Annotated in this window: 13 protein-coding genes; 5 read left to right on the top strand and 8 right to left on the bottom strand. The window is 71.3% G+C overall.

Features of this window, described 5'->3' with window-relative positions:
• Nucleotides 1-106: 106 nt before the first annotated feature.
• Both O0S08_RS24635 and O0S08_RS24630 read right to left on the bottom strand, forming a co-directional pair.
• Nucleotides 107-1,693, bottom strand: a complete 1,587-nt coding sequence (locus O0S08_RS24635; RefSeq protein WP_269041689.1) for a DUF4215 domain-containing protein — start codon at nucleotides 1,691-1,693, stop codon at nucleotides 107-109.
• A complete protein-coding gene (locus O0S08_RS24630) occupies nucleotides 1,690-3,249 on the bottom strand; it encodes a DUF4215 domain-containing protein (RefSeq protein WP_269041688.1) in 1,560 nt (519 codons plus the stop codon). Before O0S08_RS24630 ends, O0S08_RS24635 begins: the two co-directional genes overlap by 4 nt.
• 136 nt (nucleotides 3,250-3,385) lie before the next feature.
• Here O0S08_RS24630 and O0S08_RS24625 point away from each other — a divergent pair, with 136 nt between their 5' ends.
• Nucleotides 3,386-4,141 carry a hypothetical protein gene (locus O0S08_RS24625; protein WP_269041687.1) on the top strand — a complete coding sequence of 252 codons (756 nt, stop codon included), beginning with the start codon at nucleotides 3,386-3,388 and terminating at the stop codon, nucleotides 4,139-4,141.
• Nucleotides 4,142-4,373: 232 nt separating this feature from the next.
• On the opposite strand, the gene O0S08_RS24620 is transcribed toward O0S08_RS24625, so the two are convergent.
• Nucleotides 4,374-5,933: a DUF4215 domain-containing protein gene (locus tag O0S08_RS24620; protein WP_269041686.1), complete on the bottom strand. Its 1,560-nt coding sequence runs from the start codon at nucleotides 5,931-5,933 to the stop codon at nucleotides 4,374-4,376.
• 493 nt (nucleotides 5,934-6,426) lie between these two features.
• Between O0S08_RS24620 and O0S08_RS24615 the strand changes: the two genes are divergently transcribed.
• Complete coding sequence (locus tag O0S08_RS24615) at nucleotides 6,427-7,284, top strand: hypothetical protein (RefSeq protein WP_269041685.1); 858 nt, start codon at nucleotides 6,427-6,429, stop codon at nucleotides 7,282-7,284.
• 231 nt (nucleotides 7,285-7,515) lie between these two features.
• On the opposite strand, the gene O0S08_RS24610 is transcribed toward O0S08_RS24615, so the two are convergent.
• From O0S08_RS24610 to O0S08_RS24590, 5 genes are all read right to left on the bottom strand, one after another.
• Complete coding sequence (locus O0S08_RS24610) at nucleotides 7,516-8,742, bottom strand: TlpA family protein disulfide reductase (protein ID WP_269041684.1); 1,227 nt, start codon at nucleotides 8,740-8,742, stop codon at nucleotides 7,516-7,518.
• Between the two features lie 154 nt (nucleotides 8,743-8,896).
• Complete coding sequence (locus O0S08_RS24605; protein ID WP_269041683.1) at nucleotides 8,897-9,058, bottom strand: hypothetical protein; 162 nt, start codon at nucleotides 9,056-9,058, stop codon at nucleotides 8,897-8,899.
• Entirely contained in the window at nucleotides 9,055-10,065 is a 1,011-nt protein-coding gene (locus tag O0S08_RS24600) for a hypothetical protein (protein ID WP_269041682.1), read from the bottom strand. Before O0S08_RS24600 ends, O0S08_RS24605 begins: the two co-directional genes overlap by 4 nt.
• A 10-nt stretch (nucleotides 10,066-10,075) precedes the next feature.
• Nucleotides 10,076-11,353 (bottom strand): vitamin K epoxide reductase family protein, encoded by a 1,278-nt coding sequence (locus O0S08_RS24595; RefSeq protein WP_269041681.1) that lies wholly within the window; start codon nucleotides 11,351-11,353, stop codon nucleotides 10,076-10,078.
• Nucleotides 11,350-13,062: a serine/threonine-protein kinase gene (locus O0S08_RS24590; protein WP_269041680.1), complete on the bottom strand. Its 1,713-nt coding sequence runs from the start codon at nucleotides 13,060-13,062 to the stop codon at nucleotides 11,350-11,352. The genes O0S08_RS24595 and O0S08_RS24590 overlap by 4 nt, the downstream gene beginning before the upstream one ends.
• A gap of 491 nt (nucleotides 13,063-13,553) precedes the next feature.
• On the opposite strand from O0S08_RS24590, the gene O0S08_RS24585 reads away from it, so the two are divergent.
• From O0S08_RS24585 to uvsE, 3 genes are all read left to right on the top strand, one after another.
• Entirely contained in the window at nucleotides 13,554-14,414 is an 861-nt protein-coding gene (locus O0S08_RS24585) for a hypothetical protein (protein ID WP_269041679.1), read from the top strand.
• A gap of 190 nt (nucleotides 14,415-14,604) precedes the next feature.
• Nucleotides 14,605-15,201, top strand: coding sequence for a DUF892 family protein (locus O0S08_RS24580; RefSeq protein ID WP_269041678.1), 597 nt, complete (start codon nucleotides 14,605-14,607; stop codon nucleotides 15,199-15,201).
• Nucleotides 15,202-15,435: 234 nt separating this feature from the next.
• Nucleotides 15,436-16,350 (top strand): UV DNA damage repair endonuclease UvsE, encoded by a 915-nt coding sequence (uvsE, locus tag O0S08_RS24575; RefSeq protein ID WP_269041677.1) that lies wholly within the window; start codon nucleotides 15,436-15,438, stop codon nucleotides 16,348-16,350.
• Nucleotides 16,351-16,419 lie beyond the last annotated feature (69 nt).

Below are 16,419 nucleotides of genomic sequence, written 5' to 3'. Positions count from 1 at the left end.
GGAGCAAAAGACTGCGAACGTCGAATTTGTCCAGGTGGCGTCTGTGGTGAATCGGTCGGGCGTAGAAGCCAGCTCGTTGCGCTGTTTCATGGGTCCTCAATGCATTTCATGGGTCCTCGATGCAGTAGAGCGGGGCCGGGAAGGAGCAAGCGGCTATCTTCGTCGAGTCGGTCCAGGCGGTGTCCGTGGCGAGGGTAGAGCCGTACAACCCTGTGTTCATTTGAGAAGAACTGGACCAACCCACACAATGGTTGAGACCCGCGGTGCCATCAGCCTTGGTATTGGTCCAAGGGGTGCCGTCCGCGAGCGTTCCCATTTCCGTTCTGTCAATGGCATGGAAAATTGTCCCGTCCGTGAGGTCAGCCCAACCGTTCTCGGCGACCAGCGTGCCGTCGACGAGTAGGTACATGCCGAGGTAGCTCGTATCCATTCGCATGGCCGGCCAGAAATCTCCCGTGGAGATCCAGGCTTTGAAGGTCATGGGGTTTGCGAGGCCGGCGTTCTCCGCAGCGGTCCTGCATTTTTTATCTATGTCGTCGATGAGGCCGAGATTCCCCTTAAATTCTCCGCTAGTTACGAAGATGACGCGGCGGGGCTTGAGGCACTCGTTGGAGCAGGCGTCGGTGTCGACTTGGTTGCCGTCGTCGCACTCTTCTTCGCCTTCGTGGACGATGCTGTCGCCGCAGTCGGCGGGTTCGCAGGCGTTGGTGCAGGCGTCGGTGTCGATCGTGTTGCCGTCGTCGCAGGTCTCCTCGCCGGTCCAGAGGTGGCCGTCGCCGCAGGCGGCGGGCTGGCAGGCGGCGCATTCGTCGGTGTCGTCGTCGTTGCCGTCGTCGCAGGTCTCGTCCGGGCCGAGCTGGCCGTCGCCGCACTCGCTGAGCTCGCAATCGGCGCTGCATTGCTGGCCGGGGCCGTTGTTCTCGCCGTCGTCGCACTCCTCCTCGCCCTTCCAGAGGATGCCGTCGCCGCAGGTGGCGAGGGCACAGGCGTTGGTGCAGGCGTCGGTGTCCACCTTGTTGCCGTCGTCGCAGGGCTCGTTTCCTTCCTTGACGCCGTTGCCGCAGGTGGGCTCGGTGCAGTCCTGGGGGCAGGTGGTCATGGACTCGCCTGTCCCGCAGACCATGTCCCCGCAGACACACGAGTCGTCCTCGCAAGGGGGGCAGTCGCGGGTGCAGGTGGTCTCCTCACCGGCCTGACACACGCCGTCGCCGCAGCTGTCGGTGCAGTCCTCGGCGCAGACGGCAGTGTTCTCGTGGAGGTCGCAGAGGCCGTCACCGCAGCTGCCGGGGTGGCACTCGACGGGGCAGCGGGTGGGGTCCTCGGCGGGGGCGCAGAGGCCGTCGCCGCAGCCTGGGCCGGGGAAGTCGCGGGGGCAGGTGTCCTGGATCTCGCCGTCGTCCTGCTGGCCGTTGCCGCAGGTCTCGCGGCAGGCGGCGACGAAGGTCCAGTTCTCTCGGGCGTCGCACACTTGGGCGCCGGGACCCTCGCCGGTGGCCTCGGACCAGACGCAGTCGTCGGGGCAGGAGACCTGGTTCTCGTCGGGGTCGCAGACGAAGTCTTTGTTGCACTGCCAGGGCGGGTGCTCGGGCTCGCTTGCGCAGGTCGCGAGGGCGAGCCCGAGGAGGCAAGTCCCTATGGGCCCGTTTGCGTGAGGCCTACTGGTCACAGGCCCTGAACTCCTCCAGTACTTCACGGGTCCTCGATGCAGTAAATGGAGGCGAAATTGTTGCACGAGTTGCTGTCCATCGCGTCGGTCCAGGCCGCATTGCTCGCATTGGTCTTGCCGAATCCGCCGGAAAAGTCCCCGGTATCGTCATTCCAGCCGTCGCAGTGGTTCTCGCCGGCGGCTCCGTCGGTCTTCGTGTTCGTCCACGGAGTCGTGTTTATCTTCACGTTCGTCTCGGTCAGGTCGACTGCGTGCAGGAGCTCGCCATCAGTCAGATCGGCCCAGCCGTTCTCGGCCACCGGAGTTCCGTCGCTCAACACGTACATCCCCAGGTATTGGGTGTCGAGCCGCTTCGCAGCCGAGGTTCCTCCGCTCGACAGCCAGGCCTTGAAGGTCGCCTCGTTCGTGAGCCCCGCGGCGGTCGCCGCCGTCGCGCACTTCATGTCCGCGCCGCTCAGACCCCCGAGGTTGCCGACAAACTTCTCGCTGGTCACGAAGATGACCCGGCGGGGCTTGAGGCACTCGTTGGAGCAGGCATCGGTGTCGACCTGGTTGCCGTCGTCGCACTCTTCTTCGCCTTCGTGGACGATGCTGTCGCCACAGTCGGCGGGTTCGCAGGCGTTGGTACAGGCGTCGGTGTCGATCGTGTTGCCGTCGTCGCAGGTCTCCTCGCCGGTCCAGAGGTGGCCGTCGCCGCAGGCGGCGGGCTGGCAGGCGGCGCAGTCGTCGGTGTCGTCGTCGTTGCCGTCGTCGCAGGTCTCGCCGGGGCCGACCTGGCCGTCGCCGCACTCGCTGAGCTCGCAATCGGCGCTGCAGGGCTGGCCGGGGCCGTTGTCCTCGCCGTCGTCGCACTCCTCCTCGCCCTTCCAGACGATGCCGTCGCCGCAGGTGGCCGTGGTACAGGCGTTGGTGCAGGCGTCGGTGTCCACCTTGTTGCCGTCGTCGCAGGGCTCGTTTCCTTCCTTGACGCCGTTGCCGCAGGTGGGCTCGGTGCAGTCCTGGGGGCAGGTGGTCATGGACTCGCCTGTCCCACAGACCATGTCCCCGCAGACACAGGAGTCGTCCTCGCAGGGCGGGCAGTCGCGGGTGCAGGTGGTCTCCTCACCGGCTTGGCACACGCTGTCGCCGCAGCTGTCGGTGCAGTCCTCGGCGCAGACAGCGGTGTTCTCGTGGAGGGCGCAGAGGCCGTCGCCGCAGCTGCCGGGGTGGCACTCGACGGGGCAGCGGGTGGGGTCCTCGGCGGGGGCGCAAATGCCGTCGCCGCAGCCGGGGCCGGGGAAGTCGCGGGGGCAGGTGTCCTGGGTCTCGCCGTCGTCCTGCTGGCCGTTGCCGCAAGTCTCGCGGCAGGCGGCGACGAAGGTCCAGTTCTCTCGGGCGTCGCACACCTCTGCGCCGGGGCCCTCGCCGGTGGCCTCGGACCAGACGCAGTCGTCGGGGCAGGAGACCTGGTTCTCGTCGGGGTCGCAGACGAAGTCCTTGTTGCACTGCCAGTGCGGATCGTCGGCCGCCGGAAACTCGCCGCGGAGGCAGCTCGGGCCGCCGAGGCCGAGCGAGAAAGCGATCAGGAGGTGCTTGCGCGCCATCGATGGATCCTAAGGCACGGATCTGCGGCGAGCAACGGCGTGGGCCACCCATCCGCCCCCCAACGCCGGTTGGGGGGGGACCAACTGCAGTTGGGTGCTCGCCTTCGTCGGCACTTTTCCGTAGACTCGCTGGCCCATGGTCTGCGTCCTCGTGGCCGCTCTCCTGCTCCTGGCGCCTGCCGCTCCGTCCTCCGCGTCGCCGGCCACGGGTCCGAACGCGCCGACGAGCGGCGAAGAGCGTCGTGCTCGCGCCCAGGCCGCGTTCGAGAACGGTCGCTTCGCCGAGGCGGCGCTCGAGTACGAGGCGCTCTGGCGCGAAGGACATGGCGCTTCGGACCTGTTCAATGCAGCAGCCTCGCGTTTCGCGCTCCGCCACTACGCGCACGCGGTGGCCCACCTCGAGTCGCTGCTGGCGTTGCCGACGTTGACGCCGGAGCAGCGCGGCGAGGCCTCCAACCTCGAGAAGATCGCCCGCGGCAAGACGGTGGCGGTGACTCTGGTGTTGCGGTCCGCGCGGCCGCTGGCGACGCCGCTCACGGTCACGCTCGGCACCGTGTCGGCGTTCGCGTCCGACGTGCGCCCCGACATCTCCAAGACGATCGGTCCCGGCGACCGGACGGCGCTCGCGCTCGACCCGGGCGTGTGGCGCGTGCGCGTCGACGACCCGCGCTTCGAGCCGATCACGCTCGAAGTTCGCGTCGAGGCGTCGGCCCCGACGGCGCCGCAGATCCTCGAGCTCCGCGCGCGCCCCGACGCACGCGCGCTGCGCCGCTTCGCGCTGGGCTGGGGAGCGGCGGGCGCGGTCGGGGTGGTGACGGGCGCGGGGCTGGTCGGCGCCGGGGCGCTGGTCGGCGGGAGTCGGCAGTCGCCGCGCTCGCCCTCGCCGTGTTAATTCGGCGAACTCTTGACGGGCACGCAGACCTCGCGCTCGCGCTCGTGGCCTTCAAGTCGGCCGGATCTTGGCGGGCACGCAGACGTCGGGTTCGCTCGCTACGTTCAAGTCGACCGAATCTTGGCAGGCACGCAGACGGCGCGCTCGCAGTCGCGGCGTTCAAGTCGGCAGATCTTCACGGGTCCGCAGTCGTCGCGTTCGCGCTCGCGGCGTTCAAAACGGCCATTGTGCGTCAAGGGTCCTCAACGCAGTAGAGTCTTCGGGGGATATCGCAAGTGATTGAGTTCATCGAATCGGTCCAAGACGTGTCCGCCGCGTTAGTCTTCCCGAATGCTCCGTAGAAGTCCACACTATCAGCCGTCCAAGATTCGCAATCTTCTTCGTCAATTCTGGTCCCGTCTGCTTTCGTGTTTGTCCACGATCCCGCGCTTACTGCGTCCTGATTCTCCGTCTGGTCGATTGCGTGTAGCAGGGCTCCATCTGTGAGGTCCGTCCAGCCGTTCTCGACGACCGGTGTGCCGTCCGCAAGGACGTACATGCCTTGGTAGCCCGTATCCATGCGCTTTGCCGGCCAGGTTGCAGACGTTGAGATCCAGGCTTTGAAGGTTGAGTGATTCGGCAGGCCAGCAGCCATCGCGGCGGTCTGGCATTTTTTGTCGATGTCGCCGATGAGGCCGAGATTGCCCTTGAATTCGCTGCTCGTCACGAAGATGACGCGGCGGGGCTTGAGGCATTCGTTGGAGCAGGTGTCGGTGTCGACCTCGTTGCCGTCGTCGCACTCTTCTTCGCCTTCGTGGACGATGCTGTCGCCGCAGTCGGCGGGTTCGCAGGCGTTGGTGCAGGCGTCGGTGTCGATCAGGTTGCCGTCGTCGCAGGTCTCCTCGCTGGCCCAGAGGTAGCCGTCGCCGCAGGAGGCGGGCTGGCAGGCGGCGCAGTCGTCGGTGTCGTCGTCGTTGCCGTCGTCGCAGGTCTCACCGGGGCCGACCTGGCCGTCGCCGCACTCGCTGAGCTCGCAATCGGCGCTGCAGGGCTGGCCGGGGCCGTTGTTGTCGCCGTCGTCGCACTCCTCCTCGCCGGGCCAGACGATGCCGTCACCGCAGGTGGCGAGGACGCAGGCGTTGGTGCAGGCGTCGGTGTCCACCTTGTTGCCGTCGTCGCAGGGCTCGTTTCCTTCCTTGACGCCGTTGCCGCAGGTGGGCTCGGTGCAGTCCTGGGGGCAGGTGGTCATGGACTCGCCTGTCCCACAGACCATGTCCCCGCAGACACAGGAGTCGTCCTCGCAGGGCGGGCAGTCGCGGGTGCAGGTGGTCTCCTCACCGGCCTGGCACACGCTGTCGCCGCAGCTGTCGGTGCAGTCCTCGGCGCAGACGGCGGTGTTCTCGTGGTGGTCGCAGAGGCCGTCGCCGCAGCTGCCGGGGTGGCACTCGACGGGGCAACGGGTCGGGTCCTCGGCGGGGGCGCAAATGCCGTCGCCGCAGCCTGGGCCGGGGAAGTCGCGGGGGCAGGTGTCCTGGGTCTCGCCGTCGTCCTGCTGGCCGTTGCCGCAAGTCTCGCGGCAGGCTTCGACAAAGGTCCAGTTCTCTTGCGCGTCGCATACAACTGCCGCGGGACCCTCGCCGGCGGCCTCGGACCAGATGCAGTCGTCGGGGCAGGAGACCTGGTTCTCGTCGGGGTCGCAGACGAAGTTCTTGTTGCACTGCCACGACGGGTCGTCCGCCGGCGGAAAGTCGCTCTTGAGGCAGCTGAGGGCGCCGAGAGTCAACAGGAGGCCGAGTCGCACGTGCACGCGCATCACGAGGAACTCTAAGCGAGGCAGATCGAGCGATCAACGGGGCGCGCGTGCGCTGAGCCCCCCAACTGGCGTTGGGGGGCGCCCAAGTTCGGTTGGGCCTCGCGTTCGTCCGTCGTTTTCCGTACACTCCCCGCCGATGGTCTGCGTCCTCTTGGTCGCTCTCCTGCTTCTCGCGCCGCCTGCTCCGGCCGCGTCCGCGTCCCCGGCCGCGAGCGGGAGCGCTCCAAGCGACGTCGAGGCGCGTCGCGGTCGCGCGCGGGCGGCATTCGAACGCGGCGGGTACGCCGAGGCAGCGGTCGACTTCGAGGCCTTGTGGCGAGAAGGACATGTCGCATCGGACCTGTTCAATGCGGCAGCATCGCGGATCGCCCTGCGTCATCACACCCACGCGATCGCACACCTCGAGGCGCTGCTCGTCCAGCCGGGGCTGACGCCGGTCCAGCGCGAGGAGGCTGCGGCGCTGGTTCGGACGGCTCGCACGGAGACGCGACCCGTGGCTCTCGAGCTGCGAGCGCCGCGCCAGATTGAGTCGGCGGTCACCGTCACGCTGTCGTACAGGGGCACATACGCGTCGGATCTGCGACCGGACCTGACGATCGCCGTACCCCCGGAGGGGCGCGCGACGCTGGCGCTCGATTCCGGGGTCTGGCAGCTCCGCATCGACGACCCGCGCTTCGAATCAGTGGCGCAGGACGTACGGGTCGAGGCGAACGGTGCGGGTGCGCAGGTGCTCGAGCTCCGGCCGCGACAGGACGCACGGACGCTGCGTCGCTTCACCCTCGCGTGGTCGGGGGTAGGCGCAGTCGGAGTGGTGGTCGGCGCGAGCTTGCTCGGGGTCGGGCAGGGCCGGTGGTCGACCAACCTCGCCGGGCCCATCGAGCGCTGCCAGGCAGGCGATCCGCTGTACTCGGTGCAGGCCTGCGAGGCGGCAGTGGCCTCGGCGGGGACGCTGCGGACCGCCGGCGCCGCGGTGCTCGGCGTCGGCACCGGCTCGCTGGTCGGCGGGCTAGTAGCCCGTGTGGCCGAGCCTCGTCAGCGGCGCGTCGGTTGGATCGTCACCGCGTCCCTCGGCGGCTTGATGTCGATCGGCGGCGCGGTGGCACTCGGGCTCGGGGCGCAGCGGTTCGATCGCGCGACCGACGGCATGGCCTGGACCAACGACGAGCGGCGGAACATTGGCCAAATCGGCGTGACGCACACTGTCGGCGGTGCTTTCCTCGGGCTCGGTGGAGGCCTGCTAGCGAGCTCCGTTACCGGCCTCCTGCTCGATCGAGGCGGCCGCTTCCTGGTCGCGGCCGGGCCCCAGGTGCGACTGGGTGGAGCTTCGCTGGTGCTCGAGGGGCGATTCTGAGCCACCCAGGCGGGGTGCCGTACGGGACCTGAAGGTCGTGGTTCTCGAGAATGTGCCCTTCAGGACATGGCTTCTAAGCCATAAAGCACGACAGCGAGGTGGCCGAGAACGTGTATGTTCTTTTGAACATGTCCTTGGAGATATGTTCAGAAGAACATGCCGCATGTTGCTGACGCGGGATAGTCGCGGTCTGCCTGCCCGCCGTCTCTCTAGCGAATCGCGGCGTTGCCGCTAATCCGGCCACAGCCGCGGTGGCAGGCAGACGTCTTGCTCGCCCTGGCCGCGCCGGCACTGCAGGGGGGGCTTGCAGCCGCAGTCGCGGCAACACGTGCTCGAGTCCTCGCCGGCATCGCACTTGCCGTCGCCGCAGCCGGATGCCGGGATGGGCACGGTCGCCGGCGGGCCGTCCCATAGCGTGAGGCAGCGGCCCTTCGCGTCGCAGCGCGGGCACTCTGACGGACACTCGCGCGGTTTCGGCGCGGTCTTCGCGGGGCCGGTCGGCGTCGCGGCGACGTCGCTCGGGGCGGCTACCGCGACCTCGATCGGGCCGGTCACCGGGCGTTCGCTCGGGGCCGCGGCCTCGGCCGGGGTGCCGCAGTCCTCCTCGCAGCGGCCGGCCTCGCCGTTCTCGCAGCGGCCGTTGCCGCACCAGACCTGGCGGCAGCGCGGGTCGCCGTCCTTGAGCTCGGCGCGGAAGGTGTCGAGCCATTCCTCGAGCTCCTTCAGCTCCGCCGGGCTCGGGACGCCGATCCGGGCCCAGCGGACGCGGCGGTTGCAGTCGAACGCCAGGGTCACCGGCAAGGTGCCCTGGTACAGGCGGCGCGACTCGTCGCGCAGGGCGGCGATGAAGCTGTCGGCCAGCGAGCGATCGGCCAGCTGCACCGCGCTGGGCGGCATGAGCGGGCCCCAGATCCGGATGGCGTCCTCGGGGGCGGTGGGGTCGAGCACCTGGACCGGGAGGAAGCGGACAGCGTCGCCCCAGCTGGCGCCGCGGCGCGCGAACAGCTCGCGCAGGTCGGGCAGGACCTCCTTGCAGGCGACGCACCACGGGGCCCACAGGCTGAGGACGTGCACGGCCCGCGGCGACAGCACGTCGGCGGCGCCGAACCGCACCGTGCCCGCGGGCGACCCGTGGCGGACGCGCTCGAGCCGCAGGCGCATCAGCGGCGCGACGTCGACGCCGGCGGCCACGTAGGCGCCGGACCCGAGCGGGGCGCTCGGCGGCGGCGGGACGGCCTCCACCTCGATCCGCGGCTCCGACGAGGTCGGCTCGCGCACGGGACACGAGGCGGCGCGCTCGCGCAGCTCGGCCAGCGCCTCGGTCTGCGCGGCGAGGCGCCAGGTCAGGACCAGGGTGAGGCCCGACAGCACGGTCACCGAAGCGAGGAGCACGAAGGCCGCGGCGATCCAGGCGCGCGGGGCCTCCGGCTCGGGCGGGGGCAGCGGCGTGGTCTTCACTGCGCGCGCTCCTGGCGGCGGTCGCAGGGGCAGGTCGTAGAGGACATGTCCGATGGGTCATGCCCGAAGCGCCAGGCTCTTAGGAGCCTGATGCTCCGGACATGTCTTCTCGCACCTGCACGAAGGGACACCTCGACGAGCCCCGCGAGCGCCGTCACGGGGCCGGCTCCTCGCAGCAAGCGCACGTCTCGAGCGTCCGGGACATGTCCCTTCGCACCTGTAGGAAGCGCCAGATGCCGGCGGTCGCGGCGGCGACGGCGACGGTGGCGGCCAGGGCGGCGGCGAGCAGCAGGCGGCGGGCGGGGGCGGGCTTCACCGCGCCTCCTTGGTGCCGGCGCAGGGGACGGGGATCACCAGGACCACGCGGTTGACGTCGCGCTCGAGCGAGCGGCGGGCGGGGACCGGCTCGCCGGCGCGTACGGCCGCGAACGCGGCGGCGAGCCGCTCGCCGGCTTCGCGGGTGCTGGCGACCGGCGTCTGGGTGCCGGCGTAGTTGCGCACGAACGCCTCGAGCGCGACCGGCCGCTCGCTCGGCGCGCCCCAGCCGATCAGCATCGGGCCCTCGCCGCGCTCGCTGGGCTTGTCGCGGCCCAGCGCCTGGTCGATGAGCCGCTCGACCGCGTTGATCCGGCGCAGGGCGAGCGCGTGGTCGTCGGTCGGGTTGCCGTCGGGGCTCGAGCGGCCGATGACGAACAGCATCTTGGCGTCGCGCAGGGCCTTGGCGTGGCGCGCGAGCTCGCCGACCATGTGCGCCCGCGTGGCCGGATCGGGCCAGGGAGCGCGCGCGCGGGGCTCGCCGGACGGGAAGTAGACCGTGAGGCGGTCGGGGAACGCGGCCAGCAGCGCGTTCATCTCCTCGTCGTCGGCGAGCAGGGCCCGCCACTCGTCGGCGCTGCAGCCCTCGCCGCCCTCGACCTTGTCCTGCACGCTGGTGCGCCGCTGCAGGCAGGCCTGCGTCAGCCGCGAGACGGCCGCCTCGACCGCAGGATCGCCGCAGGTGGGGGCCGGCGCCTCGGGCTCGCCGCGCGGGCGGCAGCGCAGGTCGGCGCCGCATTGCAGGCCGACGTCGCACGGGCAGTCGCGACACTGCTCGCCGCGCTGGGCGACCTGGGGCTCCTCGTGCGGGGTGCACTCGCCGTGCACGCACCACTCGCCGTCGGGGCACTGCTCCTCGTCGGGCCGGCGCGGGTCGCAGCGCAGGCCGCCCTCGGGCTCGACGGCCGCGGTCGGCACCGAGACCACCGCCCAGGCCACGAACAGCACCATCGCCCAGACGCCGGCCGTCAGGGCGCTCAAGCTCACTGTGATGCGATCGATCGCCATTTTGAAACAATCACTTGGCGCCGGGCGCCTCGACCAGCTTGAGGATCTTCCCCGCGCTGGTCGCCGGCATCGCCTCGTCGAGGTGCAGCTGGCCGTCGACGATCGGCACCACGAACGCCTGCGGCACGCCGACCCGGCCGCCGCGCGCCTTGACCCACGCCAGCAGGTAGCGCTGCTGGGCCGCCAGCGTCGCCGAGGCGTCCTCGCCGTCGATGCAGGTGCGCAGCTTGTCGCCGGGCCCGAGCGCCGGGGCGACCTCGGCGAGCGCCCGCTCGACCTTGTCGGTGGTGAAGCGCGGAGCCTCGGTGTCCTGCAGGTCGAACAGGGCAGCCAGGCCGTCGAGGCCGCGCCCGGGGGCCAGCCGCTCGGCGCACAGGGCCGCGAGGGCGCCGAGGCAGGCGTTGTTGCTGCGCGCCTCGCCGTGGGTCTGCGGCTTGCCCTCGGCGTCGACGAACTCGTGCGAGGGCAAGAACCGCTCGTCGCAGTTGGCGCGCGGGAACATGTACACCCACAGCTCGGCCCCGTGCGCGCGCAGCCGCGGCAGCGACTGCTGCAGGAAGTGGAGCTCGCGCCGGCACAGCGGGCAGGTCGGATCGACGAACAGCATCACCGCGACCCGCGGCGCGTCGACGGTGGCCGCGAGCGTGACGGGCGGCGGATCGGGCGGCGGGGGCGGGCAGGTCACGGAGCGCGCCGCGAGCTGATAGGCGAGGGCGGTCCCGCCGGTGACCACGGCCCAGATCAGCACCGCCCGCGCGGCGCCGACTCGCGCCTGTCCTTCGGGGCAGATCGGCGCGGCGCCGCGGACCAGCAGCGCGCCGACGAACGCGGCCGTCAAGGTGGCGTAGAGGGCGACGCAGAACGGGCACATGTGCGCGAACTGGGTGTACGCATACAGGCCGAGCAGCAGCGACACCGCGACCCCGAGCGCGCCGAGGCCCAGCAGGCCGGGCGCGGCGACCTCGGCCAGCGGCCCGCGCCGGCGCAGCACCGCGGCCGCCAGGAACATGGTCGTCACGACATGTCCGATCGACCATACGCCGAGCGGCAGGCCGAGCAGCTGCGACCAGCCGCTCGCCAGCGCCTCGGCGCAGGCGGGGCCGTCCTCGCCGCCGGGGCAGCCGCTGGCGTCGCACAGGTGGTCGGCGCCGAACTTGAGCCGCACCAGCCAGGTGCTGACGCCGAGGCCGACCAGCCCGGAGACCAGCGTCAACCACGCGCCGGCGCGGATCCGCGGCGCGAGCCCCTGCGCGAGCCCCTGCGGCGTGGCGATCGTCGGCGCCGTCACTTGCCTCCCACGGGCAGAAGGTCGTCGTCCATCGCGTCCTTGGGCGGCGTCTTCTTCGGCTTCGGCGCGGGCTTGCCGGCCGGCTTCGGCGCGTCCTTGGCCCGGAACGCGTACTCGAGCTCGCCGCCGCCGTCGCTGGCGGGGAAGGTGGCGCCGTCGAGCTGATCGGCGATGCACTGGCGGAACGACGCCGGGCTCGCCTGCACGCCCGCGACCGCGCCGTCGGGCGCGACGAGCAGGGTGAAGCGCAGGCGATCGGCGCCGGGCGGGGCGCACACGCGCAGGTCGGTCAGCCGGCGATCGAGCAGGGTCTCGACCTTGCTGGCCGAGAACGGGCGCGCGGGCGCAGGCGGCGTGGTCGGCGGGGCGGTAGCGACCTCGACAGGGGCCTCGACGGGCGCGGCAGGCGGGGTCGCTGCGGCCGAATCGGCCGGCGCCTCGACGCTCGGGGCCTGGGCCGGCGCGGCCTGGGCCACGGTTTGCGCTTCACGGACGACGGGGGGCGCCGCCTGGACGCGCGTCGGCTCGACCTGCGCCGTCGCCTCGCGCACCAACAGCTCGTGCGTCGGCGTCGGTCGCACTGCGGCCAGCGGCACCCGGCCCGAGCCGCCGCGACCGGGCTTGTCGACGGGCGCCAGAGTCCACGCCCCGCCGAACAGCGCCGCGGCGATGGCCGCCGCGATCGCGGCCTCGCGGCGCCAGCTCGGGCCCGTCGCCGACGCCGGGATCACCGCGGCCTCGCGCAGGGCCGAGCCGCTCGGCGGCACCGCGCGCGGCTCCTCCAGCGCCAGCCGCAGGGCGGCGGTGACCTCCTCGACCGAGCGGAAGCGCCGCGACGGGTCGCGCTCGAACGCCTGCATCACCGCGGCCTCGACGGTCACCGGCAGCTGGCCGCGCACGTGGTCGTGCAGCGGCCGCGGAGCCTCGTGCATCTGCGCGTAGGTCATGTCGCCGGCGCTGCCGGGCTGCCACGGCAGGCGCCCGGTCATGAGCTTGTAGATCGTCACGCCGAGGCCGTACACGTCGGTCCCCGGCGAGGCCCGCGACTCGCCGGCGAGCAGCTCGGGCGCGACGTAGCCGGGCGTGCCGAGCACCAGGCCGAGGCCGGTCTGTTCGCCGCTGGCGTCGAGGTCCTTGGCGATGCCGAAGTCGATCAGCTTGACGAAGTCCTCGCCGCCGTCGCCGCCCTCGACCAGGAAGCAGTTCGACGGCTTGACGTCGCGGTGGATGATGTTGCGCGCGTGCGCGGCCGCCAGCGCCTCGCACAGCTGGAGGCCGATCGACGCCGCGCGCCGCCACGGCAGCGGGCCCTCGCGCGTGAGCACCTGGTCGAGGTCACGCCCGCGCAGGAACTCCATCACGAAGTAGATCTCGTTCTCGGGCGTCGTGCCGACCATGAACGCCCGCGGCACGTGGCGACTCTCGATCTCCGCCATCGTCCGCGCCTCGCGTTGACAGCGTCGCCCCATGTCGGGATCCGCCGTGAAGCGACGGTCGAGGAACTTGATCGCGTACTCCATGCCCGACTGGCGGTCGACCGCGCGGTACACCGCCGCCATGCCGCCCTTGCCGAGGCGATCCATGATCCGGTAGCGATCGGCGAGGAGCACGCCCACGCGCGTGTCGGCCTTGAGCGGCGTGTGCATCGTCGAGGTCTCGTGCGCCTCGGCCAGCTCCGTCTCGCCGGGCTGCTCCTCGGTGAACTTCACGTCGCGAGGCTAGCCGCCGCGCCCTCGCCGGTAAAGTGTCCCGACCGGCCGCGGGCCCGGGGCGACTCGGCGAGCGCGCAGGTGGCGGGGCCGACGGCTTTATCGCCCGTCTGGTGCGGCTTTGGCGGGATCCGGGCCCGGTCCGAGGTGACTGCCTGCGCGTCGGCTGGACCGCTGAATCGGACTTCGCCCCAACTCACGGCCAGGCCGCGGTCGTGGCCGGCGCGCTCGCGCGGCATCGCGCGACTGCCGCGGCGGCGGCCGAGCGGTCGTGGTCCCGGACTGTCGCTGTCGAATTGGACATGTCCCAAAGATCATGTCCATAGATTTCAATCATACGAGCATGGCCGCGTGGGACGTCGGCCCCGCTCGCCCGGCACCGATGCGTGCGACGTGGCTCCGATTCGCCGGTCGCCGGCGAGCTCGTGCGCGTCTTCGCGTGCGGCGCCGGCGATCCTCGCGGTCCGCGGGCCGTGGTACGGTGTGCGACGATGACCCGCGCCGTTTGCCTGTCCGCGTTGCTGCTCGCCGCCTGCGGCGACGACACGATCGCCACCACCGAGGCCGTCCCGAGCACCGGCGAGCCTGGCACGAGCACGACCACCGGGCCGACGCCGACCACCGGCGAGCCGACGACGAGCACCACCGGCACGACGACCTCGACGGGCAGCGACTCCGACGCCAGCAGCACCTCGACGTCGACCAGCACGAGCACGACCTCGTCGACCGGCACGACCACGCAGGGGGTCGACTCGAGCTCCTCGCCCGGCGACGACAGCTCGGCGGGCAGCTCGACCTCGACGACTACCGGCACGACGACGGACGACACCAGCTCGACGACCGCGGACGAGACGACCGGCACGACGACCGGCACGACCGGCGACACGGGCGAGGTCGTGGGGCCGCCGGTGCCCGCGGGCCTGTGCACGATGGGCCAGCTGACGAGCTTCGTCGAGCCGCTCGCGCAGGCGGAGGAGCTGCACGTCCTCGGCGTGTACCAGGCGACCGCGGGCGCGATCTCGGTCGACGTCACGCGCGTCGACGTGCCGCTCACTCTGGTGCTGTCGTCCTACGAGCCGGTCGCGTTCACGCTGAACCTCGCGCCCGGGGTGCTGCTCGAGCACGTGATCCTGAACGGCTACAACGCCCACTCCGTGCAGGGCCAGGGCGCGGCGACGGTGACCGACGTGTCGGGTCAGTTCAATTTCTTCGCCGCGTGCGGCTACTTCTGGCCGGAGAACGACGGCGGTTGCGACACGCCGGGGCTGGTCGCCGGCGCCGAGGCGGCGACCGGCCTGAGCCTCACGACCTTCGCCGGCTGCTACGAGGCCAGCGGCTTCTCGCTCGATTGAGCGGCGCCGGCGGCGATCGGTCTCGGCGGAGCTTGCGCGCGCGGCTCCGCGTCGGCGGCCGATCGGGCTGCCACCATTCGTCGGCCTCGACTGCGCCGGCGAATCGTCGGAGTCCCGGCCCAGCCCGGTTGCCGCCGCGGCGCGATGACGCATGCCTCGCGCCGAACCGGACGACGCGAGAGACGACATCATGACCGAAAAGACGACCGCGACCTTGACGACCTACATTACGGACATGCACGCGCTGGTGAATCACGGCCTGCGGGCGGTCGAACGCCAGGCCCGGATGCTGACCGGCACGAGCGATCTGCAGGCGCTGGGCGCGGTGCAGGAGTTCCAGCGCACGCTCGAGGGGCACCTGAAGCTGCTCGACGCGCGGGCCGAGCAGCTGGGCGGCAAGGTCAGCCAGCCGCTCAAGGACGCGGTCACCACCGTCACCGGCTTCCTCGCCGGGCTCTTCAACCGCGTGTACACCAAGAAGGCCTGCAAGGCGATCCGCGACGACTACACGTTCCTGTCGCACGTGGCCGTCAGCTACCTGATGCTGTTCACCACCGCCAACGTGCTCGGCGACCGCGAGACGGCGATGCTCGCCGAGCAGGGCTACCGCGACGCGGCCCGGCTCGTCATGCACATCGATCGCATCCTGCCGAGCCTGGTCGCCCAGGAGCTCCGCGAGGACAACCTGCCGGTCGCCGACCTCGAGCGCCAGAGCCGGACGATGCTGTCCCGCGCCTGGAAACGCGAGGAGAGCGAGCTCGGCCTCGAGAGCAACGCGACCGCGTGAAGCCCCGCCCAGGGCGATGGAAGGCCCGCATCTCGCGCCGGACGGCGCGGAGGCGGGTCTCTTTGGATTGTCGGCGAGCCGCGGACGAGCTCGCAATTCAATTTTAATTCATGGAAGCGCCGGTGCCAGCGCGCTCGCCCCAGCGCCGGAGCCCTTGGTGAGAGCGCAGGACGAGCGTCTTCTCGACGATGAAAACCAGTGGTGAATGTGCGCAGTACGGCGCATGCTGGAGCCGTGCGTCTGGGGCTCTGCTGCACCTTCCTCGCCGAGCCGATCAAGTTCCGCCACGCGACCGCGAGGTTCGTCGGCGCCAAGCCGCGCGCGGCGCAGCGGCTGCACCTCGGCGAGATCGCCCTCGCCAACGCCGACGCCCTGGCGGCGGCCGTGGCCTGGTGCGCCGGGCGAGGGATCGGCGCCTTCCGGATATCCTCGCAATTGTTCCCGCTCGCCACGCACCCCGAGGTGGGCTACGAACTCGAAGAACTGCCGACGTGGAGCGGCCTGGAGCGGCGCCTCGCGGCCGTGCGCGAGCTGGCGCGGGCGCGGGACGTGCGGCTCAGCTTTCACCCCGACCAATTCGTGGTTCCGGGCTCGGCGTCGCCTGCGGTGGTCGAGAGCTCGCTCGCCGAGCTCGAGCACCACGGCGTGATGGCCGAGCTCGTGGGCGCCGAACAGATCACCCTCCACGGCGGCGGCGCCCAGCCGGACAAGGCGACCGCGCTCGCGCGGCTCGAGCGCGGCCTCGATCGCCTGTCGTCACGGGCACGCTCGCGGATCGCCCTCGAGAACGACGACCGGGTGTTCACGGTCGACGACCTCCTGCCGGTGTGCGCCCGCGCCGGGCTGCCGCTCGTCCACGACGCCCATCACCACCGCTGCCTGCCGGGCCGGATCGACGTCGAGGAGGCGATCGAGCTGGCCGCCGCGACGTGGGGCGAGCGCGAGCCGTGGGCCCACGTGTCGAGCCCGAAAGGCGGGTGGGCCAGCAAGCAGCCGCAGATCCACGACGACTACGTGCGCCCCGCCGACGTGCCGCGCGCGTGGCTGGGGCGGCGGATCACGGTCGACGTCGAGGCCAAGGCCAAGGAGCAGGCGGTGCTGCGGCTGCTGCGGTGGGTCGCCGCGCAGGAGGGGCGCGAGGCGGCCTGAGCTCGCTCCGCTGGCAGAGTCCGCGCACGATCTGTCCTGGAGGACAGGTTCGACCGCGTGTCCGCTCGT

This window comes from Nannocystis punicea, from assembly GCF_026965555.1.
Taxonomy (GTDB): domain Bacteria; phylum Myxococcota_A; class Polyangia; order Nannocystales; family Nannocystaceae; genus Nannocystis; species Nannocystis punicea.
Note: the sequence above shows the minus strand (reverse complement) of the source record. Positions and strands in the feature narration are given on the sequence as shown.